This window comes from Porphyromonas asaccharolytica DSM 20707, assembly GCF_000212375.1.
Taxonomy (GTDB): Bacteria; Bacteroidota; Bacteroidia; order Bacteroidales; family Porphyromonadaceae; genus Porphyromonas; species Porphyromonas asaccharolytica.
Map to the genome: position 1 here is coordinate 1,647,853 of NC_015501.1, position 20,859 is coordinate 1,668,711.

11 protein-coding genes and 1 tRNA gene are annotated in these 20,859 nt (G+C 51.9%); 6 read left to right on the forward strand and 6 right to left on the reverse strand.

All coding sequences use genetic code 11. The features are described 5' to 3' along the window. Positions 1-102 precede the first annotated feature (102 nt). Both PORAS_RS06385 and gmk read left to right on the forward strand, forming a co-directional pair. Positions 103-996 (forward strand): YicC/YloC family endoribonuclease, encoded by an 894-nt coding sequence (locus PORAS_RS06385; RefSeq protein ID WP_013760623.1) that lies wholly within the window; start codon positions 103-105, stop codon positions 994-996. Between the two features lie 20 nt (positions 997-1,016). After that, positions 1,017-1,583 carry a guanylate kinase gene (gmk, locus tag PORAS_RS06390; RefSeq protein ID WP_013760624.1) on the forward strand — a complete coding sequence of 189 codons (567 nt, stop codon included), beginning with the start codon at positions 1,017-1,019 and terminating at the stop codon, positions 1,581-1,583. 42 nt (positions 1,584-1,625) lie between these two features. Here gmk and tamL read toward each other — a convergent pair whose 3' ends face one another. Both tamL and PORAS_RS06400 read right to left on the reverse strand, forming a co-directional pair. Next, positions 1,626-3,968 (reverse strand): translocation and assembly module lipoprotein TamL, encoded by a 2,343-nt coding sequence (gene tamL, locus PORAS_RS06395; RefSeq protein ID WP_004331661.1) that lies wholly within the window; start codon positions 3,966-3,968, stop codon positions 1,626-1,628. Further along, positions 3,965-8,884, reverse strand: a complete 4,920-nt coding sequence (locus PORAS_RS06400; RefSeq protein WP_013760625.1) for a translocation/assembly module TamB domain-containing protein — start codon at positions 8,882-8,884, stop codon at positions 3,965-3,967. The genes tamL and PORAS_RS06400 overlap by 4 nt, the downstream gene beginning before the upstream one ends. 647 nt (positions 8,885-9,531) lie before the next feature. Between PORAS_RS06400 and PORAS_RS06405 the strand changes: the two genes are divergently transcribed. Beyond that, positions 9,532-11,412 carry an IS1634 family transposase gene (locus PORAS_RS06405; RefSeq protein WP_013759745.1) on the forward strand — a complete coding sequence of 627 codons (1,881 nt, stop codon included), beginning with the start codon at positions 9,532-9,534 and terminating at the stop codon, positions 11,410-11,412. 400 nt (positions 11,413-11,812) lie between these two features. Here the strand turns inward: PORAS_RS06405 and PORAS_RS06410 are convergent, their stop codons facing one another. Then, complete coding sequence (locus PORAS_RS06410) at positions 11,813-13,354, reverse strand: right-handed parallel beta-helix repeat-containing protein (protein ID WP_013760626.1); 1,542 nt, start codon at positions 13,352-13,354, stop codon at positions 11,813-11,815. 251 nt (positions 13,355-13,605) lie between these two features. After that, positions 13,606-13,682: transfer RNA gene (locus PORAS_RS06415), tRNA-Ile, on the reverse strand. A gap of 250 nt (positions 13,683-13,932) precedes the next feature. On the opposite strand from PORAS_RS06415, the gene PORAS_RS06420 reads away from it, so the two are divergent. From PORAS_RS06420 to PORAS_RS06430, 3 genes are all read left to right on the forward strand, one after another. Next, the gene (locus PORAS_RS06420; RefSeq protein ID WP_013760628.1) at positions 13,933-15,375 is read left to right on the forward strand and encodes a C69 family dipeptidase; all 1,443 of its coding nucleotides are present in this window, start codon (positions 13,933-13,935) and stop codon (positions 15,373-15,375) included. A 236-nt stretch (positions 15,376-15,611) separates the two neighbouring features. Beyond that, on the forward strand, positions 15,612-16,196 hold the full coding sequence (locus PORAS_RS06425; protein ID WP_245528073.1) for a LysE family translocator: 585 nt from the start codon (positions 15,612-15,614) through the stop codon (positions 16,194-16,196). A 38-nt stretch (positions 16,197-16,234) separates the two neighbouring features. Then, entirely contained in the window at positions 16,235-17,290 is a 1,056-nt protein-coding gene (locus PORAS_RS06430; RefSeq protein ID WP_013760630.1) for a YeiH family protein, read from the forward strand. Positions 17,291-17,506: 216 nt separating this feature from the next. Here the strand turns inward: PORAS_RS06430 and PORAS_RS06435 are convergent, their stop codons facing one another. Further along, positions 17,507-19,531, reverse strand: coding sequence for a TonB-dependent receptor (locus PORAS_RS06435; protein ID WP_013760631.1), 2,025 nt, complete (start codon positions 19,529-19,531; stop codon positions 17,507-17,509). A gap of 118 nt (positions 19,532-19,649) precedes the next feature. Then, positions 19,650-20,819, reverse strand: coding sequence for a DUF5074 domain-containing protein (locus PORAS_RS06440; RefSeq protein WP_013760632.1), 1,170 nt, complete (start codon positions 20,817-20,819; stop codon positions 19,650-19,652). Positions 20,820-20,859 lie beyond the last annotated feature (40 nt).

A 20,859-nucleotide genomic window follows, 5' to 3' on the forward strand; every position in this document is an offset into this window, starting at 1 on the left:
TAAAGCTTTGCCCCTTTTAGCTATTCCCAAAAAGTCAACAAGATCGCAGTAGGGTAGTGTGTACGCTACCTTTACTTTGATCCACCCACACAGCAAAAGACTATGATTTACTCCATGACAGGATATGGTAGCAGTCAGCTACTCCTAGAGGGTGTCACCTACGAGGTCTCGATCCGCTCCGTCAATAGCAAGCAGCTCGACCTCTCGCTCCGACTCCCCTCCATCCTACGAGACCGAGAGATAGAGCTTCGTGGTATCTTGATCCCTGCACTCTTCAGAGGCAAGGTCGACGTGACCATTCGCACAGCAGATAATTCGCTAGGCACCACCCCTCAGGTACAGATCAATGCGCCCCTCCTACGTGCTTATTACGATCAGATCCATAGCGCCATAGAGGCAGAAGGGATTCCTCAGCCCGAAGATCTGACACGTCTCTTGCTCAGCTACCCAGGCGTCATCGTAGAGCAGGGCGAGACGCCTCTCACCGATGAAGATATGCAGCTGCTGCGCCAAGCTATCGGGGAGGCGGTTGATCAGTTTAACGCTTTTAGAGAGCAAGAGGGCGCATCGCTCGAGCGCATCTTCGTGGAGAAGCTAGACCGCATAGCGACCTTACTCGCAGAGGTCGATCCCTACGAGCAGAGCCGCATCACAGACCTACGGAGCAAGCTCGAGGAGCGACTAGCCCAGCTCACCTCCATACAGTACGACGAGGCTAGGCTAGAACAGGAGCTCATCTACTACATCGAGAAGCTAGACATCAGCGAGGAAAAGAACCGTCTTGCCAATCATATCCGCTACTTCCGTGAGGTGCTGGTCCAGACAGGTGAGCCTGATCCCTCTAGAGGTAAGAAGCTCGGATTCATTGCTCAGGAGATGGGGCGCGAGATCAACACCCTAGGATCCAAAAGCAACAATGCCGCCATGCAGCAACTCGTCGTCCGGATGAAAGACGAGCTAGAGCAGATCAAGGAGCAAGTCCTCAACGTACTATAAAAACCTAAGTGCCAAAAGTTATGTCACATCTCATCCTTATCTCTGCCCCCTCAGGCTCTGGCAAGAGTACCGTCATCAAGCAGCTCATGCAAGACGAGAGCCTGCGACTCTCCTTCAGCATATCCGCCACGAGCCGTCCACCACGAGGCAATGAGCAGCATGGTGTGGAGTACTACTTCTACACGCCCGAGCAGTTCAAGCAGTTGATCGCCGAGGATCGCCTCGTAGAGTATGTGGAGGTCTACCCCGGCAAGTACTACGGCACGCTTCGTAGCGAGGTCGATCGGTTGGCTAGTATGGGACGCAACATCCTCTTTGACGTAGATGCCGTTGGGGCGATGCGCATCCAAGAGGCTTATAGAGACAAGGTCGTCAGCATCTTCCTCATGCCACCCACCTTTGCGGAGCTACGTCGCCGGCTTGAGTCTCGAGGCACTGAGAGCCCCGAGCTGGTCGAGGAGCGCATGCGTCGTGCTTCGTATGAGATCAACTTTGCCGAGCAGTTTGACCATACGGTGGTCAACGATGACCTCAAGCTTTGCGTCTCGCAGGTCGCAAAGATCATCCGTGACACGATCAGCCAGTAACTCTACAAGCTTTACAACCTAAGTTTTACAGCGAGAATGAAATTAGAAGGGATAGCCTACTGCAAAGTGGTATCCAATGGAATTGGCAAACTTGGGTAGGTTGTAATAGCCCTGGCGTGTGGTCTCGAAGGGTAGGTGTAGCCCTACTCCAACATCAAAGCGGATGACTAGGTAGTTGAGGTCGTAACGTAGTCCTACGCCAGAGCCGAGGGCTAGCTGCTTGAAGAAGTCCTTAGCATCGGTGATCTCTTGGAGTGATCCTCCAGGACGGTTTTCGTCGGGACGAAGCAACCACACGTTGCCTGAGTCGAGGAAGAGTGCGCCATGCAGATCCCCCGCAAGACGGAAGCGGTACTCAGCGTTCATCTCCAGCTTAAACTCACCGATCTGATCCATAAAGGCATAGCGACTATTGCGTGGCACGAAGCGCCCTGGACCTATACTACGTACGGTGAAGGCGCGAATGCTGTTTGCTCCACCTACGTAAAACTGCTCACTATACGGTGCCACCGTCATATTGCCATAGCTGTAGATAGCCCCCACGCCGGCTCTCAGGGCTAAGCTCTGGTTGCGATCGATGCCGTAGGTGTAGCGTAGCTCTGCTGTACCCTTGACAAACTGTGCGAAGGGGACGCCGAGGAGCTTTTTAGTCTCATGGTAGTTGCGACCTGCTAGCGAGTAGATCCCGTTGAGGATATTGCCAGCCTGAGAGATACCTAGATCGATGTGTAGGTGATGACTGCCTAGCCCTGTGAAGATATTGTCAAAGGTGTACTGGTAGCTCATCTGAGGAATGAGTTGGCTCCGCAAGCTTAGACCCAAGATAGGATTGTCTGTGATGACCTTCTGAAAGTTTTCGGACTGGCGAGAGAGTCGGTTGTAGTGTATCCTCAGAGGGGTGATCATGTGCTGATGCTGCGCATTGCGTACGCTATAGCTGGCGGTCAGTCCTAGAGAGGTGATCTGGAAGTAGCGTGCACGATTGAGCATAGAGGCAGATAGGGTATAGGTGGTCTGCACGTCGTGCGTAAGGTGCAGATCGTAGAGCCACGGCAGCAAGATGCGTGGAGCCTGTAGGTTGAGGTTAGAGCCTACCTCGTAGCTGTTGATGTCGGATATAGATACGTCCTGATTGCTACGAGTACGATTGGTCTGCCACTCATAGGATCCGTAGAGATCGAGCGAGAGACGCTCGCCACCCCCGAAGAGGTTGCGACGTCCGAGTGAGAGGTTGAGCCCTGGACCGATGAAGTTGTTGGACTTGGTCGTGAAGACCGCAGAGAGCGAGGAGTCCCACGGCTTGTCTAGCTCAGCGGTGATGTAGAGGTCGAGGAGGTTGTGCAGCGTATCACTAGCGACAAACTGCATGTCGACGTAGGAAAAGGCTCCTAGCCCCAGCAAAGACTGACGGGTAGACTGCTCGAGAGACTGCGAGTAGAGTTCGCCCGAGCGTAGCTGTACTCTATTGGCAAAGACTGCGGGACGCACCCTCGGATGCTCTCGGTAGTGCAGTGTGATCCCCTTAAACTGCATCGTATCCGTCAGTGCGAGCCGATCGTCCTCTGTGAGTAAGACGTGTACGGAGCCTATGCGCCATGGCTCGAAGGTGTAGTTGGGGTAGCCACTCTGCTCTCGTACCTGCATATAGACTTTGCCTGGGGTGAGTAGGGTGTCTACCTGATAGACGAGCAGATCGGGAGCGTAGAAGTAGTAGCCACGGTCTCTCAGGTTCGTGACCAGCATGTTGCGGTCTTGGAGGATCTGAGCGAAGTTGAACTGGTCTCCCTTGTGTATCTTCGACAGTTCAGCATGATTGAGTATTTCCCCACTGCCTAGGAGCCATGGCTCCATGTAGCTAATGCTGTCGTAGAGGTAGGGTGCTCCTAGATCAGCTTTGTAGTAGACACGTGCCTGCAGCGAGTCGCTAGAGGAGCGTGCTATACTATCGGTCACGACTGCATTAAAGTAGCCGTGCTCGTGCAGAATAAATTGAGACTGCTTGGCACGAACATCAGGACGTACATCGCTAATGAGCTTGGGTTCTTCAGCAAAGAGTTTATAAAGGCGCTTACCGACCCAAGTACTGTCGTTGACAAAGCCATTGTAAAACCAAAGTCCGATAGGGATGCGAAAGCGAGAGCGAGCACTTCCGAAGAATGCGTCATTGGGCGGTACATTAAGAACCTTCTCCATGTGAGATATAGCGCGATCTGCTGCGTCACTACCGTCGTCTCCGTTGATGCGTGTCTTGCCGATACCTATATATAGTAGCTCACCCTCGGGTATGTGCTGTGTCACAGAGCAACTACTCAGAGCCAGTATGGTGCCGATGAGTAGGAGTAGCGCATGAGCTATGCTTGTTCTGCTGTAGAGATTACGGTTCATAGCTGTGGAGTTTGGGAGGTTGAGGTTACGGTATCAGGTACGATGGGCGTAGCGTGTGATAGGCTATCCGAGGCGACCGATACAGAGGTGCTGTCTGACGGTATCTTATCTAGTTCGTCAGGCTGCTTCTTGGGATCGGAAGGCTTTTCGGACTTTTTCTTCTTTTGCCACCACATATAGTTGCGAGGATCGAAGAGATCCACGAAGCGACGCGCTTTGAGCTTGACCAAATAACCAGCACCAGTCTCGGTTACTACGCCCTCGAGCATATTGTCGTTGTTACGTCTATGGAAGAGCGTGACATACTGTCTGCCCGCTTCATCAAGACGATACTCAAAGGTTACGTTGTCGATGAAGGTCTGCTCGTAGTTGGTCGGTAGATTGCCCGAAGCTACGCGCCCGCCGATGACGAAGCGTATGCGATCATTGAGGAAGCGACGGCTGAAGCTGTAGGTATAGTTCGTCTGCTGTAGCTGCGACTGATTGTAGCCTCCTAGCTCCATACCGAGAGATAGATTCGTCCCCTGGAGTAGCTTGCCCGTTAGGTTGTTAAGCTCACTCATGGCGACGTTGCTGAGTACTTTCTCCATCGACATTTGTCCCATATCAGAGGCGAGGTAGGTACCCGACACGAGCATAGCTACTGCCTGCTTGCCACGCTCCTCTTCGCTCATGGAGGAGAGCTGAGTCTGCGTCTCTAGGTCTTCGGGTGCTGCCAGGTCGAAGGCGAGTGACATATCCTTCAAGTTTTCATCAGCCTTGATGGATACCTCAAAGTCTACCTTATTGGTTGTCTCTCCTCTAGTCACGTCGGCACGTAGCTTTTGCGAAGCGATGAAGTGTAAGTAAGGATCTAGGGGCTCTCCACTCCAGACAAGGTAGCTCTCGGGATTAATGTCGAAGTGTCGACGTCCCACCACGGGGAACTCATACTGTACCTCACCACCATTGAAGTCGTATCGCCCTACGAGACTCATCGTGCCGAGTGGTGGATACTTCAGACGGAGGTCACCACCGCCCTGTATGCGTACGTAGTCTTGTCCACGAGAGGAGAGGTCGACACCTATCTGTACTGCGGGCTCGATATGGAGCGCCACAGATAGATCCATACGACCGAGAGATTGAGACCGACTCTTTTGAGGCTCCTCTACACTGGTAGTGTCGGAGAGATTGACAAACTCTACAACGCCCGACATATTATCCTGCGCCTTAATAGCTGCTTGAGACATGACGTAGGTCGCATTGGTACCTCCATGTAGCGTGACAGATCCAAGTAGTTGAGGTGCTGTCAGATAGCCCTGCAGGCGTAGGTCTGCAGAGAGGATAGCCCGGCCATAGATCGACTGCTTGTTGTGATACTTGCTGTCGATCACCTGTGCATGGTCGGCATAGAGACGGAGGTCGCTCTTGAGAGCCTCTGGACCAAAGAGGTATAGCCAACCATCGAGGTAGAGAGAGGTCTCCTTGCCTTGTAGCGTTAGCTTGTAGTCCGTGAGGTTTAGTCGGCTCTGCTCGATATTCAGCGGACGACTATCAAGCGTGTACTGATTACCCGTCAGAGAGAGTGCGACAGATCCGTCGGTAATGTGTGGTGCTCCATTGAGAATAGGACTCTTAGGTGTCCCTGTCACAGCAATGGAGCCGTCAAGTGCACCAGCTAAGCTAATGAGATTGCCACCCATGAAGGGGTTCGCTAGGCGTAGCGGGAAGGATTCGAAAGAAGCCTTCATATCGAGAGCCTCTGCACCCTTACGGCTATGGTAGATACCGTCTACGGTTAGTGCTAGATTACCATTGCTACTTACCTGAGCTGTGACATATTGCGAAGCGTTGTCACGAGGCTCATAGAAGAAAGCGACACTCACGTTGCCTAGATCTCCATCCATGTAAGTCATGTCATTGACCGAAAGGTCGCCCGTGGCACGGTAGACGTTGTCCACACGCTCTATGCGCAGATCCATAAAGGTACGTCCACTCATATCTGGTAGGCGCAGGATACGCGCTAGGTCGCTCAGCTCTAGTCGCTGTACGTTGCAGAGCAAGCTCTGTACATCGCTCGGCTCATCCAGATCACTATGCAGTGTGAGTTTGGCTCCTTGAGGATTCGTCAGCTCGAGGTTGGCAAAGATCTGGTTGTCCTCATGGAAGTAAAAGAGCGCATTGTCCTCATTCGCACGAAGCCGCTCACCAGCGAGATAGATATCCTTGTTGGATAGGCTTACACCAAAGCCCTGGGCATTGTAATAGCCACTAGCTCCTAAACTGTAGTAAAGCTCATGGTCTCGTAGCCAGTCGAAGTCTAGATTCATGGCCACAAGGTCTGTCTGAGCCGATCCGATGATCTTGTATGGTGGACGCTTGTCTTGTCGCTCCCCTTCGAGGCTTAGATCTATTTGTAGCAACGGATGCACATATCGCTGGGCGAGTTCTTCAGAGCTAAACTGATCGGAAAGGTCCGACAGGAGCAGCGGTCGCATAGCCTCAGAGGGCAACTGCTGGCTTACATGGGTAAGATGGTCTAGGAGTATAGGACGACTCGGGGAGAGTGTCGTCAGCTGGAGAAGGGCATTGTCACACTGTATCGTGTCGTACTGTAGCTGGTGCAGCTCGATACGTCCATTGATCCCTAGCTTAGGACTGGTGAGTAGATCCGCATCGAGAGACTCTACAGAGACATTGTACTTCTCTAGTAGTGATCGAAGCGGATGCTCTGAACCCATGTGTAGAGCTATGTGAGCATTGGGTAGGACGCCTATTAAGTCGCTGTAAGCGGTCAATCGGGGTGTGTCAAATTGATATTCCCCGGCCCACTTGGAGATGCCCGATATGGAGGTCAAGAGGTGGCTTAGACCCTCCTGCGTAGTGACACTCAAGTCGATATCGTTGCCTCCGAGCTGTGCTAAGACTTGTGTTGTGTCACTAGCTAGGCGTAGGTCGATCTGCTCGTTATCTATTCGCTGTGAGCCGACAGCAAGGTGTAGACCTGAGAGCTTGCCATCGATCATGTGAGTCTCTGCAAAGTCGCTGTAGAGATCTGCTGTCAACCTCATGCGACCCTCCATGATACTATCGCTCAGCCCCATAGCTTGTAGGTCTAAATGAGAGACATCTAGATCTATCTTACCACCGAAGGAGGGCTGCCCACCAGCTGTGATAAGCGTCCCTGCAAGGTCCCCCGCGAGCTGTGCCGAAGGGTCGTTAGCCTGTAGAGAGACCGCAACGGAGTCCCCACGCAGAAAGCCATCGAGTGCGAGGTTGTGGAGCGTATAGTTTCGATAGTTGACCTCATCGAGGTCTACAGCAATGAGTCCATTCTTGTTTTTCGTTTTCAGGGACAAGCCTGTGCCATCTGCCTTGATCTTTCCCGAGATCACACCGATCGAGTCTCGTGGCATAAACTGAGCGACATCAAGACCATCGAGCTGGCCGTCGATCTTGTAGCGCTGCTGATTCAGGGCATATAGTCCCTTGAGGGATAGCGCCCCCCTAGGAGTGCCTAGATGCAGATCTGCGGTGATCTGATCTCCGTGTAGTGTGCCGTCTAGGTCGAGATCCATCCTATCTGGTAGCGTCACAGAGCCTGACGCCTCGTCTATCCCAGCTAAGGCTAGGAGCAGTTTAGCCGCAGGCTCTGTCTGTATATTGCCTTGCAGAGAGGCTGTGCGCTTTTTCTCATCGAGGATGTCTGTGGCCTTGCCACTAGCAGAGAGTGTTATGAAGCCCTCTTGCTGTAACTCTAGATTGTATATATCCAAGGTCCTCAGCGAGCCTCGCGAGCGTAAGTCTATCGACAGAGGCACATCGGCCAGTTGCTTGTGAGCGCCCGGGCTATAGAGCATACTGTCTAGACTAATGCGTGTGTAGTAGTATAGGTCTTGTGGCGCTAAGGTCCCTTTGAGCTCAGCTGTGACAACCGCCTCTTCATCACCAGAGAAGAGATCTAGGGGCAGGATCAGATCGCCCGTCAGCTCGCTCGTAGGCGTAGCTAGCGAGAAGTTGCGCATGCTGATCACTTTGTCCTCTAGCTTAAAGTACCCACTAAACTGCTCCATCTGAGCTCCGCTCTGCTCTTGTAGACTCAGCTGGTTAATGTCCATCTGTACCAACCCATGCTTGTTGATAGCGAGTCCGTCTATATTTGCATGAGCATCATGATAAGACATGTGACTGTAATCCACATAGGGGAGTCTTACGGTAGCTGTATCTCTTGCATAGGTTGCCCTAGTCAGGTCTACATCAATATGATCTATGAGTAGGTTAAAGTCTGGGATCTCCACCATCACCTTGTCAATAGCACCACGATCGATCAGAGCATCTGTATGTACACCAGAGGGGTAGAGGTGTATATAACTAGCAAAGCGCGTGAGATCCACACGATTGACATTGATACTCATAGGAGGTCCAGGCTCGCTACTCTCAGTAGTATCTGTCTGAGTGTACGCAAAGAACCCATCTGCCAACGAGACTGCTGCGATATCTATATCCATCGAGCTCAAGTCTACCTGCACATGCCCCGCCTCCATATTACCTAGACGAGCATCGATACGGCTACGATTGAGACTATCTAGAGGCATCGCTACGACGGCATCTTGTAGCTTCAGGTGAGGAGCTTCTATGCGCTTATTAAAGAGAGGCATCAGCGGCAGACTGGTGCGTAGCTCATCAACCCATATAATCGTGTCACTGCCCTCCGTGGCGAGTAACTTGTCGACACGTACCCGCAGCGGGAAGCTAATGCGCATCTCCTCGACGGTGATCTTCCAGCCTGTCTGCTCCTCGAGGGTATGTACGAGACGATCGACAGCCCAGCGCTGTACACTAGGCAGGTAGATCGACCCCACCAATAGTAGCAGTACTGTCAGTGGGACGAGGAGTAGGATCCAAAAGAGTTTACGACGTCTTCGTACGGAGTTCATAAGCTAAGTTTGGTGCCATCTGAATAATCCAAAAACATCCTCGGTGTCTGATCTGCGTGGAGCCACCCTAGGACGAAATGGATAGATGCGTACAAAGGTACGAAAATAGGAGTTAGAGATTAGATGTTAGATATTAGAAGTTAGAGGTTAGAGGGGAGAGTTTAGAAGTTAGTGGTTAGTGGTTAGAGATTAGAAGTTAGTGGTTAGAGATTAGAAATCATAGACGAGTAACCCTCGGTAGGGGCGGACCTATGTGTCCGCCCGTCCACGTCACCACCTGACTGCGCCCTCCGATCCACTCCGACCCACTCCGATACCTCAGACACTTCCGACTCTCTCTAATTTCTAACCTCTAATCTCCATTTACATATCTTTACGGGGAAATTTGTCCGATTCTCTCCTTTCTCGAATATCCACGTGGAAAATCTCAAATCTCCACGTGGATATTTTTTATTTTCCACGTGGGCGTCATTCATTTCCTCCGAACCCAAGTTTCACGGCAAAAATGAATTTCGGGACGTTTTGCCCCGAAACTTGAGGGGGCGAGAGTCGTAACTCGCTGAGTGTCAAAGGGGGCTTTTGGCGATCGGAGCTGATTCCGATTTGTAGGACACTTTTGGGTGAAATATTTGTTGTTACTTTGCGCCATGCACGCAAATGTTCAGACCCGTTTCAACCCTACAATCGGCGAGAAGGCTCCTTATTATCGACTGAAGGAGTCTTATCGTGATGTGCGGGGAAATGTCCATTCGCTGATCCTGCTCAACGTCGGCTTCGACCCCTCCATTGATGCTCTGCAGGCTAAGAAGATCGCTCGTGCACTGACGAATAGGTTTGAGAATCGTCACGCCACGACGCTCTTCTCCGAACGACTCAATGGGTTGACCGAACACGAACAAGCTAAGGCTGACGAATGGTGGAATAGGATGGTTCAGGAGGGCGGGATAGATCGCTTTGACAAGCGAGAGCAGGCTGCTCGCAAGGAGGCGGAGCACTACATCGACTTGGACTCCGCCAAGCACACCGATGCTCGCAATGTGGGAGCCGAGTGGCTCTGCAAGCAAACCATTGATAAGCTAGAGCTGGAGAGCTTTTTGAAGCGTCAAGGTTGGTCGGAGCAGGCCATCCACACGGCTCTCTCTGCACTGATCGTTCGCACCGTCTATGCCACCTCTGAGCACGCCTCCTACTTCACTATGCGTGACAATTCGGCGGCTACTGAACTCTACTCAGGTCGCCCCGATTGGCTCCCAGGTAGGAATGCGCTTTACACGATTACCGACCAGCTCTTTGCCCTCAAGGAGCAACTTGAGCATCATCTCTGCATGATGACCGACCACCTCTTTAACATAGACAATAAGCTGATGCTGTTTGACTTGACTAACTTCTACTTTGAGGGAAGCAAGCGCAATAGCCAGAAGAGCAAGTTTGGTCGATCCAAAGAAAAACGCTCCGACTGCAAACTCCTCGTCTTGGCACTGTGCATCAACAAAGAGGGGTTCATTCGCTACTCTTCGATCCTCGAGGGCAATACGGCAGACCCGAAGTCTTTGCCCGATATGATTGAGAGCTTGGCTCAGAAAAGCCCTGCCAGAAAGGAAAAGACGCTGATCGTTATGGATGCGGGCATTGCCACTGAGGAGAACCTAACGAAAATCAAAGCGAAGGGCTACAACTACCTCTGCGTCTCGCGTACGAGGCTGAAGGAGTACACCCTCCGAGAGAACCACAAGTGTATCGTCGTGCAGGACTCCAGCAAGCGAGAGATCAAGCTTCGTGAGGTGCACACGGCTCCCGATGAGGACTATTTTCTAGAGATTACCTCCCCCTCAAAAGCGATGACCGAAGCCTCTATGAACAGGCAATGGCGCAGTCGTTTTGAGGCTGAGTTGATCAAGATAAACGAGGCGATCAAGAAGAAGGGAGGCACGAAGAAGTACGAAAGGGTCGTGGAGCGAACAGGCAGAGCCATAGAGCGTTATCCGTCGATTGCACGCTACTACGAGATCAACTACATCCGCAGTGAGGAGAAGCCCCTAGAGATGCAAGAGGTGGCTTGGAAGATCAAAGACCTCTCCAAGGTAGAGGGCGGTCACGGCGGTTACTTCCTGCGCACCAACGTCCGTACACTAGACGAGCGCACCACCTGGGACTACTACAACTTGATCCGAGAGATAGAGTGCACGAATCGTCAGCTCAAGACGGATCTACACTTGCGCCCGCTCTTTCATCAGACGGATCAGCGCAGCGATGCCCATCTTTTCTTTGGCCTGCTCGCTTACTGGGTTGTCAATACCATACGCTGTGGACTCAAAGCGCAGGGCGAGAACTGCTACTGGCGGGAGATCGTCCGACGTATGTCTACACAGAAGTTAGTCACCACCGAAGGCGTCAATCCGCTGGGCGAAAAGGTCGAAATGCGACAATGTAGCAAGCCCTCGAAACAAGCCACCGAGATCTACCAAAAGCTAGGCTTACGAGAAGCCCCCTTTAGGAAAATCAAAATCTGTAGGACACAAAGTCCATAACACAAACGCTACCGCCCGCTCCCAGCAGCCGTTACACGTCCCCTCCCGTGAAACTTGGGCGAAGTTTCATTTGATTCCTCCGAAGAATTTTTTCTTCCCCACGTGGAAAATAAAAATTCCCCACGTGGAGATTTCGAAATATCCACGTGGAAATCAGTTTCCCCCGACACGGTTCCGTTTCGATATGTAGTTGGCTCTAAATTATTGTAATGAGCCAGTGTTGAATTTGCCCAGGCGAGACTGTTGCAAAAGTCAATAGTCTCCAGCCAAGGCTAAGACATTATAATCGCTCTTGACACAAACCCCACGTGGGGCGTTTGTTTTTCTGTCGCAAAAGAGATCTAGCTGGTCACAGATCAGACCTAGCTCGCCCAATTCTTCAGAATAAGAATTAGCAGGATTATGGCTTCCGCTCCTTCTCCTCAGGCGGTGTGACCGCCTCGTAGGCTCCCACGGTATAGCCACCTAGTCGATTTTTGCGTCGTGGCAGGCCCATACGATCGAGATCACAGGTCGTAGGAGCGATAGGTGAGAGATCTTGCAAGCCAGCCGTCTCCACAGGATGAAAGTCAAAGTGAAAGTGATATGGTACCTGCCTGTTGTTGCGATCCTTGTAATCTTTGCCTAGCATCCAGTAGCTGTCTACAAAGGGTACGGTAGCTCGATGACAAGTTGGAAAAAGCTGCTCGATAATCCGCTTAGCTACAATAGAGTCCTGCTCTAGTCGTAGGTAGCAATGCTGTAGATCTAGCTGCGACTGAGCCGAGGGGTGCCACGCTAGCTCGCCTGAGCGACGAAGCGTATCGCTCTGCAGTGTGATCGTCTGCCGCCCATCTACAATGCTATTGATCATCTGGAGCTTGCCCCCCTCACCTACATAGAGTACAGGAGTGCGTCTGTGGTCAAATAGGTAGTCACTCACCACCGTTAGGTGCTCTGCCTGCACAGAGGCTTTTTTCATAGATAGGCATGTCCCGCCCACGTTGCTTAGCTCACTGTTTCGTAGAGTATAGCTCCCTCCGGCGAGGGTCAAGCCATCTCCGCCCATATTGGTTATCGTGCTGGACTGAAGAAGTAGTCGATCTGCTAGAGGATCGTTTCCCTGGACGAAGGTCACTCCTCCTCGTCCATTGCGAATGGTCGTGTAGCGGATCTCATTGCCCTGGCTTTCTGCTGTAAACTGTATGTAGTCCCACTGGTTCGGTAGGAGACGATAGGAGACATCTGAAGTGAGGTTGTCTCGTCTGATACCCTCTATAAGGATAGGGCGAGAGGCGGAGCCCGCTAGTGTCAAGGCGCCCCGCACGATGATCCTGCCCCCCTGAGGTAGCAACAGATGCCCTCCCTCGGCAATCGTTAGTCGCACACCAGGCTCTATGGTGACACTATCGGCGATCAAGTAAGGCCTTTCGCCACTCCAGAGTGTGTCTTTCGCGATGTGCAAGTTGGCAGGTAGGGTAGAGATGTTTTGCCGATAGCCCTCGATGCGGGTATAGTGGGTGACCCCATTACAGCGCCAAAGGAGCGAGTCGGTTACTAGCGTCGGCAGATCAGAGTCACCAGCCATAAAGGTCGCCTCTATAAAGATATAGATACTATCACGAGGAGGCAGCGTGATATCTTGCATCTTCGAGCCGCTACGTCCGTCTACGTTGATGCGATACCCTTTATTGCCACCACTCAAGAGTGCCACCTCATCAAGAAGTAGTGGCTGGTCGTGCTGATTGTAGATCATCGCTACATAGGTCGCTGAGGAGAGTGAGCTGTAGAGCGTGTCTAGTCGTATCGTGTCGACAGATAGATAGGGCTGGTTACCCTCTGAGCGGTCATATTGCCAAGGTGACCGCACGCATGCTATCAGCAAGAGCGCAGCGCAAAGTGCGCAGATGGATATGCTAGTCAGCCTTGACAGAGGACGGGTAGATCTTCTTATTTCGTTCATCTGGCAGTGGTAATCTTGGGTAGAAAGTGTGGAGCAAAGCAAACTCAAGGTCGCTGAGCCATTTGCAACTACGCTCCTACGGACAAAAGTACTGAAAATAGCGATCGGCGCAACCTCCCATACGTTTCACTCTGCGGGCCGCTCACCTCCTCCGACGGCTCAGATCATTCAGATTACTCCAAATAAAAACGAGTGCAACCCAAACAATTATTGGATTGCACTCGCTAGGACTGGATGCAAAGCGTGCCTTGTGGTGGTCCCACTTGGGCTTGAACCAAGGACTCCCTGATTATGAGTCAGGTGCTCTAACCAACTGAGCTATAGGACCCGAGATCCTGCCTCTGAGGCGTGTCTCTTTGTAGGCTCTGAGGAGCCTCGTTGCAGAGCTAGTGGTCTGTATTCCTAGCGGTAGGAAAGTGCCGTTCGCTCTGTCGTGGTGCAAAGGTAATGCTTTTTTCTGATATAAGAGCCTCCTCACAGAAAAAAAACTCACTGAGAGTGGGTATGGCGGGCACTATCTCAGGTGAAGTAAAATAGGTACCTTTGTCTTTAGAGTAATACATCAAGACACAACTACTATGAACAAGAAGAATTCTAATCTACCCTCTGAGTGCACGACCATCATCGTCGGCAGTCGGATGAGTGCTGATGGATCACGCATCGTAGCGCGCTCAGAAGACTGGGACGCAATGTTTGCCAAGAACCTCACCATCTATCGTCCAGGTGAGCCAGGGTCTGTCGATCCTATGCGCTTTGACGCATTCGATAGCCCCTTCGCTTGCGATCTGCCTGGCGAAGCGCAGAGCTACTCGGCTCTACCTCCCTACCACTTGAAAGGTCACTGGGGGAGTGCGGGCTTCAACGAGTCTGGTGTCGGCATGAGTGCTACGGAGTCGATCTTTAGTAGTGACGCTGCGCTAGCTGTCGATCCCCTAGTAGAGGATGGCGTGGCTGAGAACTCAGTCTTCAACATCGTCCTCCCGTACATCCACACGGCTCGTGAGGGCGTGGAGCGTCTCGGCAAGCTTATCGAGGAGTATGGCGTCAGCGAGGGCTTTGGCATCGGCTTCGTCGATAGCGATGAGATATGGTATCTAGAGACCGCCTCGGGGCATCGCTGGTTAGCTTGTCGCATACCTGAGGAGCAGTACTTCGTCACGGGCAATCAGAGCCGCTTCCGCCAGTATGATCCTAAGGACAAGGAGCACTTTATGGCATCCAGCGACCTCATCGATTTTGCTCAGGAGCATGGACTGTATGATCCGAAGGAGGGCGCCTTCGACTTTCACAAAGCTTACATCCGTGACGTGGAGCTAGACACTACCTACAACTATCCACGCGTATGGGGACTTCAGCAGATGTTTACCCCCGCGATGAAGCAAGATGTGTCTGTCAACGACTTCCCCGTCTATGCTAAGGCTGAGAAACCGATCACGATGGAGGCTATGAGACACGCTTTCCGCTTTCACTACGATGACACGGAGCATGATCCTTACCTTCACAGCAATCCGCACGAGGTGTACCGTCCTGTCTCTATCTTCCGTACTACTCAGACGCACATCCTACAGGTGCAGCCTAAGCTCCCTGTAGCTGTCGGTCGCATCAACCACGTTTGCCTAGGTATGGCTGATCTAGGTCTCTTCGTGCCACTCTTCCAGGGCGTTACTTCCTATCCAGAGCCTTATACAAAGGGTGGAGGAGAGTCTTCTCAGGAGTCGGCTTACTGGACCTTCCGCAAGGTGCAGGTACTCGGTATGACGAACTATAATAAGTATGCTCCGCTGATCAAGGCTCGCTACCACGCCTTCGAGCAGGAGTGCGATGAGCGCATTGAGGAGATACAGCGTCGCTACTGTCACATGCTAGACAAGGGTATGACGCACGCTGCGCAGGACATGCTACAAGAAGCTTCGGATGCGATCTTGTGGCGTGCGCTCGATCTGGCTGATGCGCTGATCGAGGAACTCTTCACGCAGATGACTCGCGACATACAGGCTGAGTACCTCTTCCACGGAGCTTAGCCGATAGAGTTCACTTATATAGAACAAAGGAGACCGCTCACCATTGGAGAGAGGCCTCCTTTTTCTAACCTCTAATCCGTCGTAACGCTATGCTTTTTGTATCTTTGCACGGTGATAAGTAGGAGCTGGCTTCGTGGGGCTCTTCTCCTTGCTTATTCTATAGACACATGTTGATTACAGAGTACATACTACAGCTGTTTGGAGGGATTATCATAGGTCTCTGCATCTCCGCACCTATGGGTCCTGCAGGGATTCTCTGCTTACGACGAGCTCTCGAGCAAGGTCGACGTGCAGGGGTTATAACAGGTATAGGAGCCACGCTGGGGGATCTTGTTTATGCGATTATGACTTACCTTTTTACAGGTATTTTGCTGGACTATATAGATCGTAATATGGTTCCTCTGCGTATTGTAGCGAGTCTCCTCTTCTTAGCATTTGCTATATACCTATACTTCAGTAAACCTCGCCTCGAGGTGTCGCAGCGTGTCGTCGGGCGCATCAATCAGCGTAACCTCTCTCATCTAGGTAGTGGCTTCTTGCTGACCATCCCCAATCTGCTTATTGTCCCCGTTTATGTGGTCCTCTTCAGTCAGTTCAACTTTGTCTATCCGCTCGGCGAGCCTCCCTATGGGATGTTTGCTCTCGGACTCATCTCCATTGCCCTAGGGGCTCTCATTTGGTGGCTCTTTATCACCTACATAGCGACTCGTCTCAGAGACTTGGTGAGTCAGCGTAATCTGCGCACTTTCAACCGCATCTTTGCCCTTATCTTTGCTGTGATAGCGATCGTCTCGCTATGCTACACATTTGTAGCTTTGTAAAAGCTGCACTATACCTAATCTGTACCTTATTTTTTATTATGACAAAAGCAATCTCACGCCCTACACAAGGTTTCTGGTGTGGTCTACTCCTGATGGCGGCTTTCGCTGCTGTGGCTGTCCTACTAGCGCAGCTACCACTCTTTAAAGAGACGCTCCGTATATCTCCACTCATCATAAGCGTCCTGATAGGCATGATCTATGCCAATACGCTACGGCACAAGCTTAATCCCGCATGGGTGCCAGGGCTAGCCTTCTCATCGAAGCGTATCTTGCGCCTGGCAATCGTCTTCTACGCTTTCCGGCTCACACTGACAGATATCTATGCTGCAGGGCTTACAGCCTTCGTCTATGATCTCATTATCGTCTCATCAGTGATCCTCCTTGGGGTGCTCATCGGTCGCTGGCTCAAGATGGATCGAGACACCGCTATACTCACCGCTTCGGGTAGCGCTATCTGCGGTGCTGCTGCGGTGCTAGGCACGGAGCCTGTGCTGGGTGCTAGCTCGGAGAAGACGGTCATAGCCGTCGCTACCGTGGTGCTCTTTGGTACGCTCAGTATGTTTGTCTATCCACTCGTTCATGCGACAGGGTGGCTCGGACTGACGGATCATCAGATGGCTATTTACACTGGAGGAACGCTCCATGAGGTGGCTCACGTGGCTGGTGCTGGTGGTGCTATGGGGGAAGCTATTGCCTCGACAGCCACCATTACGAAGATGATACGAGTGATCCTTTTGGCTCCTTTCCTATTGATCCTTACCTCCGTCCTGCATCGTGGTGGGCGTGGAGTCGCTACAGCGCAGCGCAAGGTGTCGATACCTTGGTTCGCTATTTGGTTTCTCATCATGATCTGTGTCAATACGCTGATCGCTTACCTTGCTGAGCAGCAGAGTCTGACCACACTCTACCAGCAGATCTGTGGCGGTATTCGCTGGGCGGACGACTTCGGACTCTGTATGGCTATGGCGGCTCTCGGTAGCGATGCTTCGTTTGCTCGCTTCAGAAAAGCTGGTGGCAAACCCTTCCTTCTAGCTGGTGCGCTCTATCTTTGGCTGACCATCGGAGGCTACTGCCTGATCCGCTTAATAGGATAGGCTCCTAGCGTAGTCGATCCCAAGCTCTAATATACTCTTATAAGGCAAGTAGTTAGAAGATTACTCACAATATAGATAAAAGCTGCTAAAACGACTGCAGAAGAATTTTGAAATTCTTCCGTGGTCGTTTTTTATTTTCCACGTGGGCGTTTTCTATTCTTCACGTGGCTATGGATGCATCTGCATCATAAGTTTTGCACTAATAGAGACGCGAGCTTAGTGGCTGACGACGAGTGTGAGGCGGTAGTTGCGCAGAGGCATAGGATAGTTGGCAATGACGTCGTAGGCTTGGCTCAGGAGATTGTTGCACTCGAGCTGCAAGCGCAGGTTATACCCTCGTAGGGAGTGCTCGTAGGCGAGGGCTAAGTCGTTGGTGTACCACGGCTGGAGGTGGTTCTCGGGGAAGTTTTCCAGCTGGCTGTACCGCTCGCCAGCGTAGATGAAGTTGTAGTTGAGCTGCCACCCCTTGTACTGAACGATTGCCGTGGCGGAGCCACTATGCCAGGGGATGTAGGGGATCTGATGTTGGTAGTAACTATCCTTAGGGTTTGTGATGTCGATAGCTCTCTGATAGGTGTACTGGGTGCGTAGCGATAGCTGTAGGTCACGGACAGGCACGAGGCTCCAAGTACACTGCGCATCGATGCCACGTATGTCTACCTTGCCGAGGTTGATCATGGTCCAGCGGAACTGCTGTCCCTTGGGGTAGGCGATGATCTTGTTGGTCACGAGGTTGTAGTAGGCGTCTACCTTGAAGTCTAGGGTGTAGAGCCACGGCCTCTGCGGTGCGAGCTGGTATTGCAGCCCAAGGTTGTACTGGGTCGTGTGCTCTGGGTCGAGCTTGATGTTGCCTATCTCGGTGTAGTACAGATCGTTGAAGGTGGGTAGGCGAAAGCTTTGCTTGTAGAAAGCGTTGAACCGCAGGTCTACCGCCTGCCACGGTTTGATCGAAAGGATCGCTGCCGGCGTGAGCTTGCGAAAGAGGGGAGCCTGTGTGAGCAGCTGCGCTTTGTCCTGAGCTAGCGTGCCGAGAATGCTGGCTTGTGCATTGATCCAGTCGTTGGTATAGGTCGATGCGAGGGCTAGTAGATGAGTGAAGCGATGCGGATAGACGAAGTCATAGAGGTTGGCATCGAGCTTGTTCCACTGTAGGTCATAGGCAGCGGAGAGGTACCAGTGGTCGATCAGTTGGAAGGCTGAGGCGATGGAGCCGTATAGCTCCTGCTGCTTATATAGATTATCTACCTTAAAAGCCGCTGTCGCCTCGTTGCGCACGAAGTGGGTCTGATAGTAGGCATACTTGGCGATGGCATGTAGTCGTATGCGGTCGCAGAGCTGCTGCTCATAGGTGGTCTGGACGAAGCTGTTGTTGTCCCAGAGACGCTCGCCACGACGCCACACATTATTGACGATAGCTCCAGGTATGCCTCGCTCACTGTTGTAGTTGTACACCTTGACGAGCATCTGTCCATCGGGTAGACCGATGTGGAGATTGCCCTCTAGTCGTGTGGCGTTGATGTCGCCGTTGTGCCGGACGGCAGTGGTGTCGTAAGCTATCTCGTGGGTGAGGGGAAGGACCTTCTGGTATCTAAACTTGTACCTGCCACTACTCTTGATCCACTCTGCATTGAAGGACATGGAGACCCTGGGCTCCAGTCGGTGCTCGATCAGTATGGCAGGGTTAAAGAGATCGAAGGAGCCAGTCCTGAGGCTCGCTCTCAGATTGGTCTGTGCACCATCTGTAAAGATCGGCTTGCGTGTCTGAAGGTAGACGGTACCGCTAGAGCCAAAGTCTTTAGCGGGCTGTAGGTAGCTGCCTTTCTGTCCATTAAAGACCTGTATCGCCTCCATATTGTCGAGAGAATACTGGCCGAGGTCTATCTGCCCGTTTTGCGCATTACTCAGCTCGACGCCATCGTAAAAGATGCCAACGTGGTGGGTACCCATGCTGCGTATGTTGACCGTCTTGAGCCCACCGACTCCGCCGAAGTCCTTGACCTGAACGCCTGAGAAGGAGCGTAGTGCATCTGCTATGGAGAAGGCACTGAGCGCCTTGAGCTCTTGACCTGAGAGTTGCTGTGCGGGTATGACTCCTCGCTTGTAGTCTGGCTCACGGGGAGCACGGACGACAACTGTCTCCAGTTGGTGTGTGGATACGCTATCTTGAGAAGTATATTGCTGCCCATATATATAAGGTGTGGCAGCGCAGAGGAGGATGAGTGAGAAGATGAGAGTAGTCATCGAGATAGAGACCTGTATATAAAAAAAGTAGGGGCGAACTCTCTAGAGTCCGCCCCTACGCAACTGTCTAAAAAACGGACAGAAATGGGCACCTCTCGTGTGCCTTGTTGCTGTCTAGTTATTGCTTTACGAATGCAATGTGAGCAGGTAGCATACCTGTGCGGCTTGTTTGCCACTTGAGCTTACCATCAGGTGTGTAGCAGTATAGCGTACCGCTAGAGACAAAGTCCTTGGCATCCATAATGTAGATGTCGCCCGAGGCGGGATGGATAGCAAGACCATAGGCGGTCTGAATGTTTGCATCCGTACCATCGGTGATGAAGCTCTCGGAGAGAGGCTTAGCAGCATTGATGTCGACGAGTCCGAAGCCTGTCTTCATCTTATTAGTTGCGCTATCCCAGACGCTGCTGTAGTAGTAGAGCTTGTCGCCATAGAAGGCCATCTCAGCACAAGGTATATTGAGCGAGTCGAGCTTCGCAACCTTTTGAGTGCTTGGATCGATGTCTATATAGTAGAGGTTGGACGGTACATTGCCATAGTTACCACGAGAGGTAACCCAGAGTCTACCGTTGTGATCCTTTCTGAGGCGATGAAGGTTCATACCGACCTCGATCTTATCCACCTCGGTAAAGCTCTTGAGATCGATGACCGATACGGTACGCTCATAGTTAGGCTTCATATAGCCACCAGAGTTAGCAACGTATAGTCTGCCGCCAGTGAGGACCATCTCCTCAGGCTGATAGCCTATGACGACTTGCCCCGTGATAGCTAGCGTCTTGAGGTCGAAGCGATAGACGGCTCCACGGACTTGACCCTGAGCGTCTCGTGTATCTGAGGTGCTGACGTAGCTAGAGACGTAAGCATTGTCACCCTCGAAGCAGATGTAGCGACAGTTGGGTATATTGACCTGACCGATGCGCTTGCCACTCTGAGCGTTGAGGACCTCAACCTTGTTAGAGCTGTTGAGTACGGCGTATAGTCTAGAACCGTAGATCTGTAGATCATTGCCAGTGTCGCCAAGCTCCTTGACTACGTTGGGGTTGAGCGTAGCGTAGATGTTTCGTGTGTAGGTACCACTGACGAGATCCATGTAGTCCAGCGAACTATTGTTTGACTGGAAGTTGCCTTCATTAAGCAGGTAGAAGCCTACGACTCCACCACTGACTTGCTGACTATTGGCTATCTCCTCCGAGTCGGCGGGTACGATAGCGTCTGGCTCTTGACAAGAGTTCAGAAGTCCTAGACTGAGGATGCAGAGTAGGAGTAAGTTGCGATATAAGTGATTCATAGTTTGATTGGATTAATTTGCTTTGTCGCAAAGATAGTGA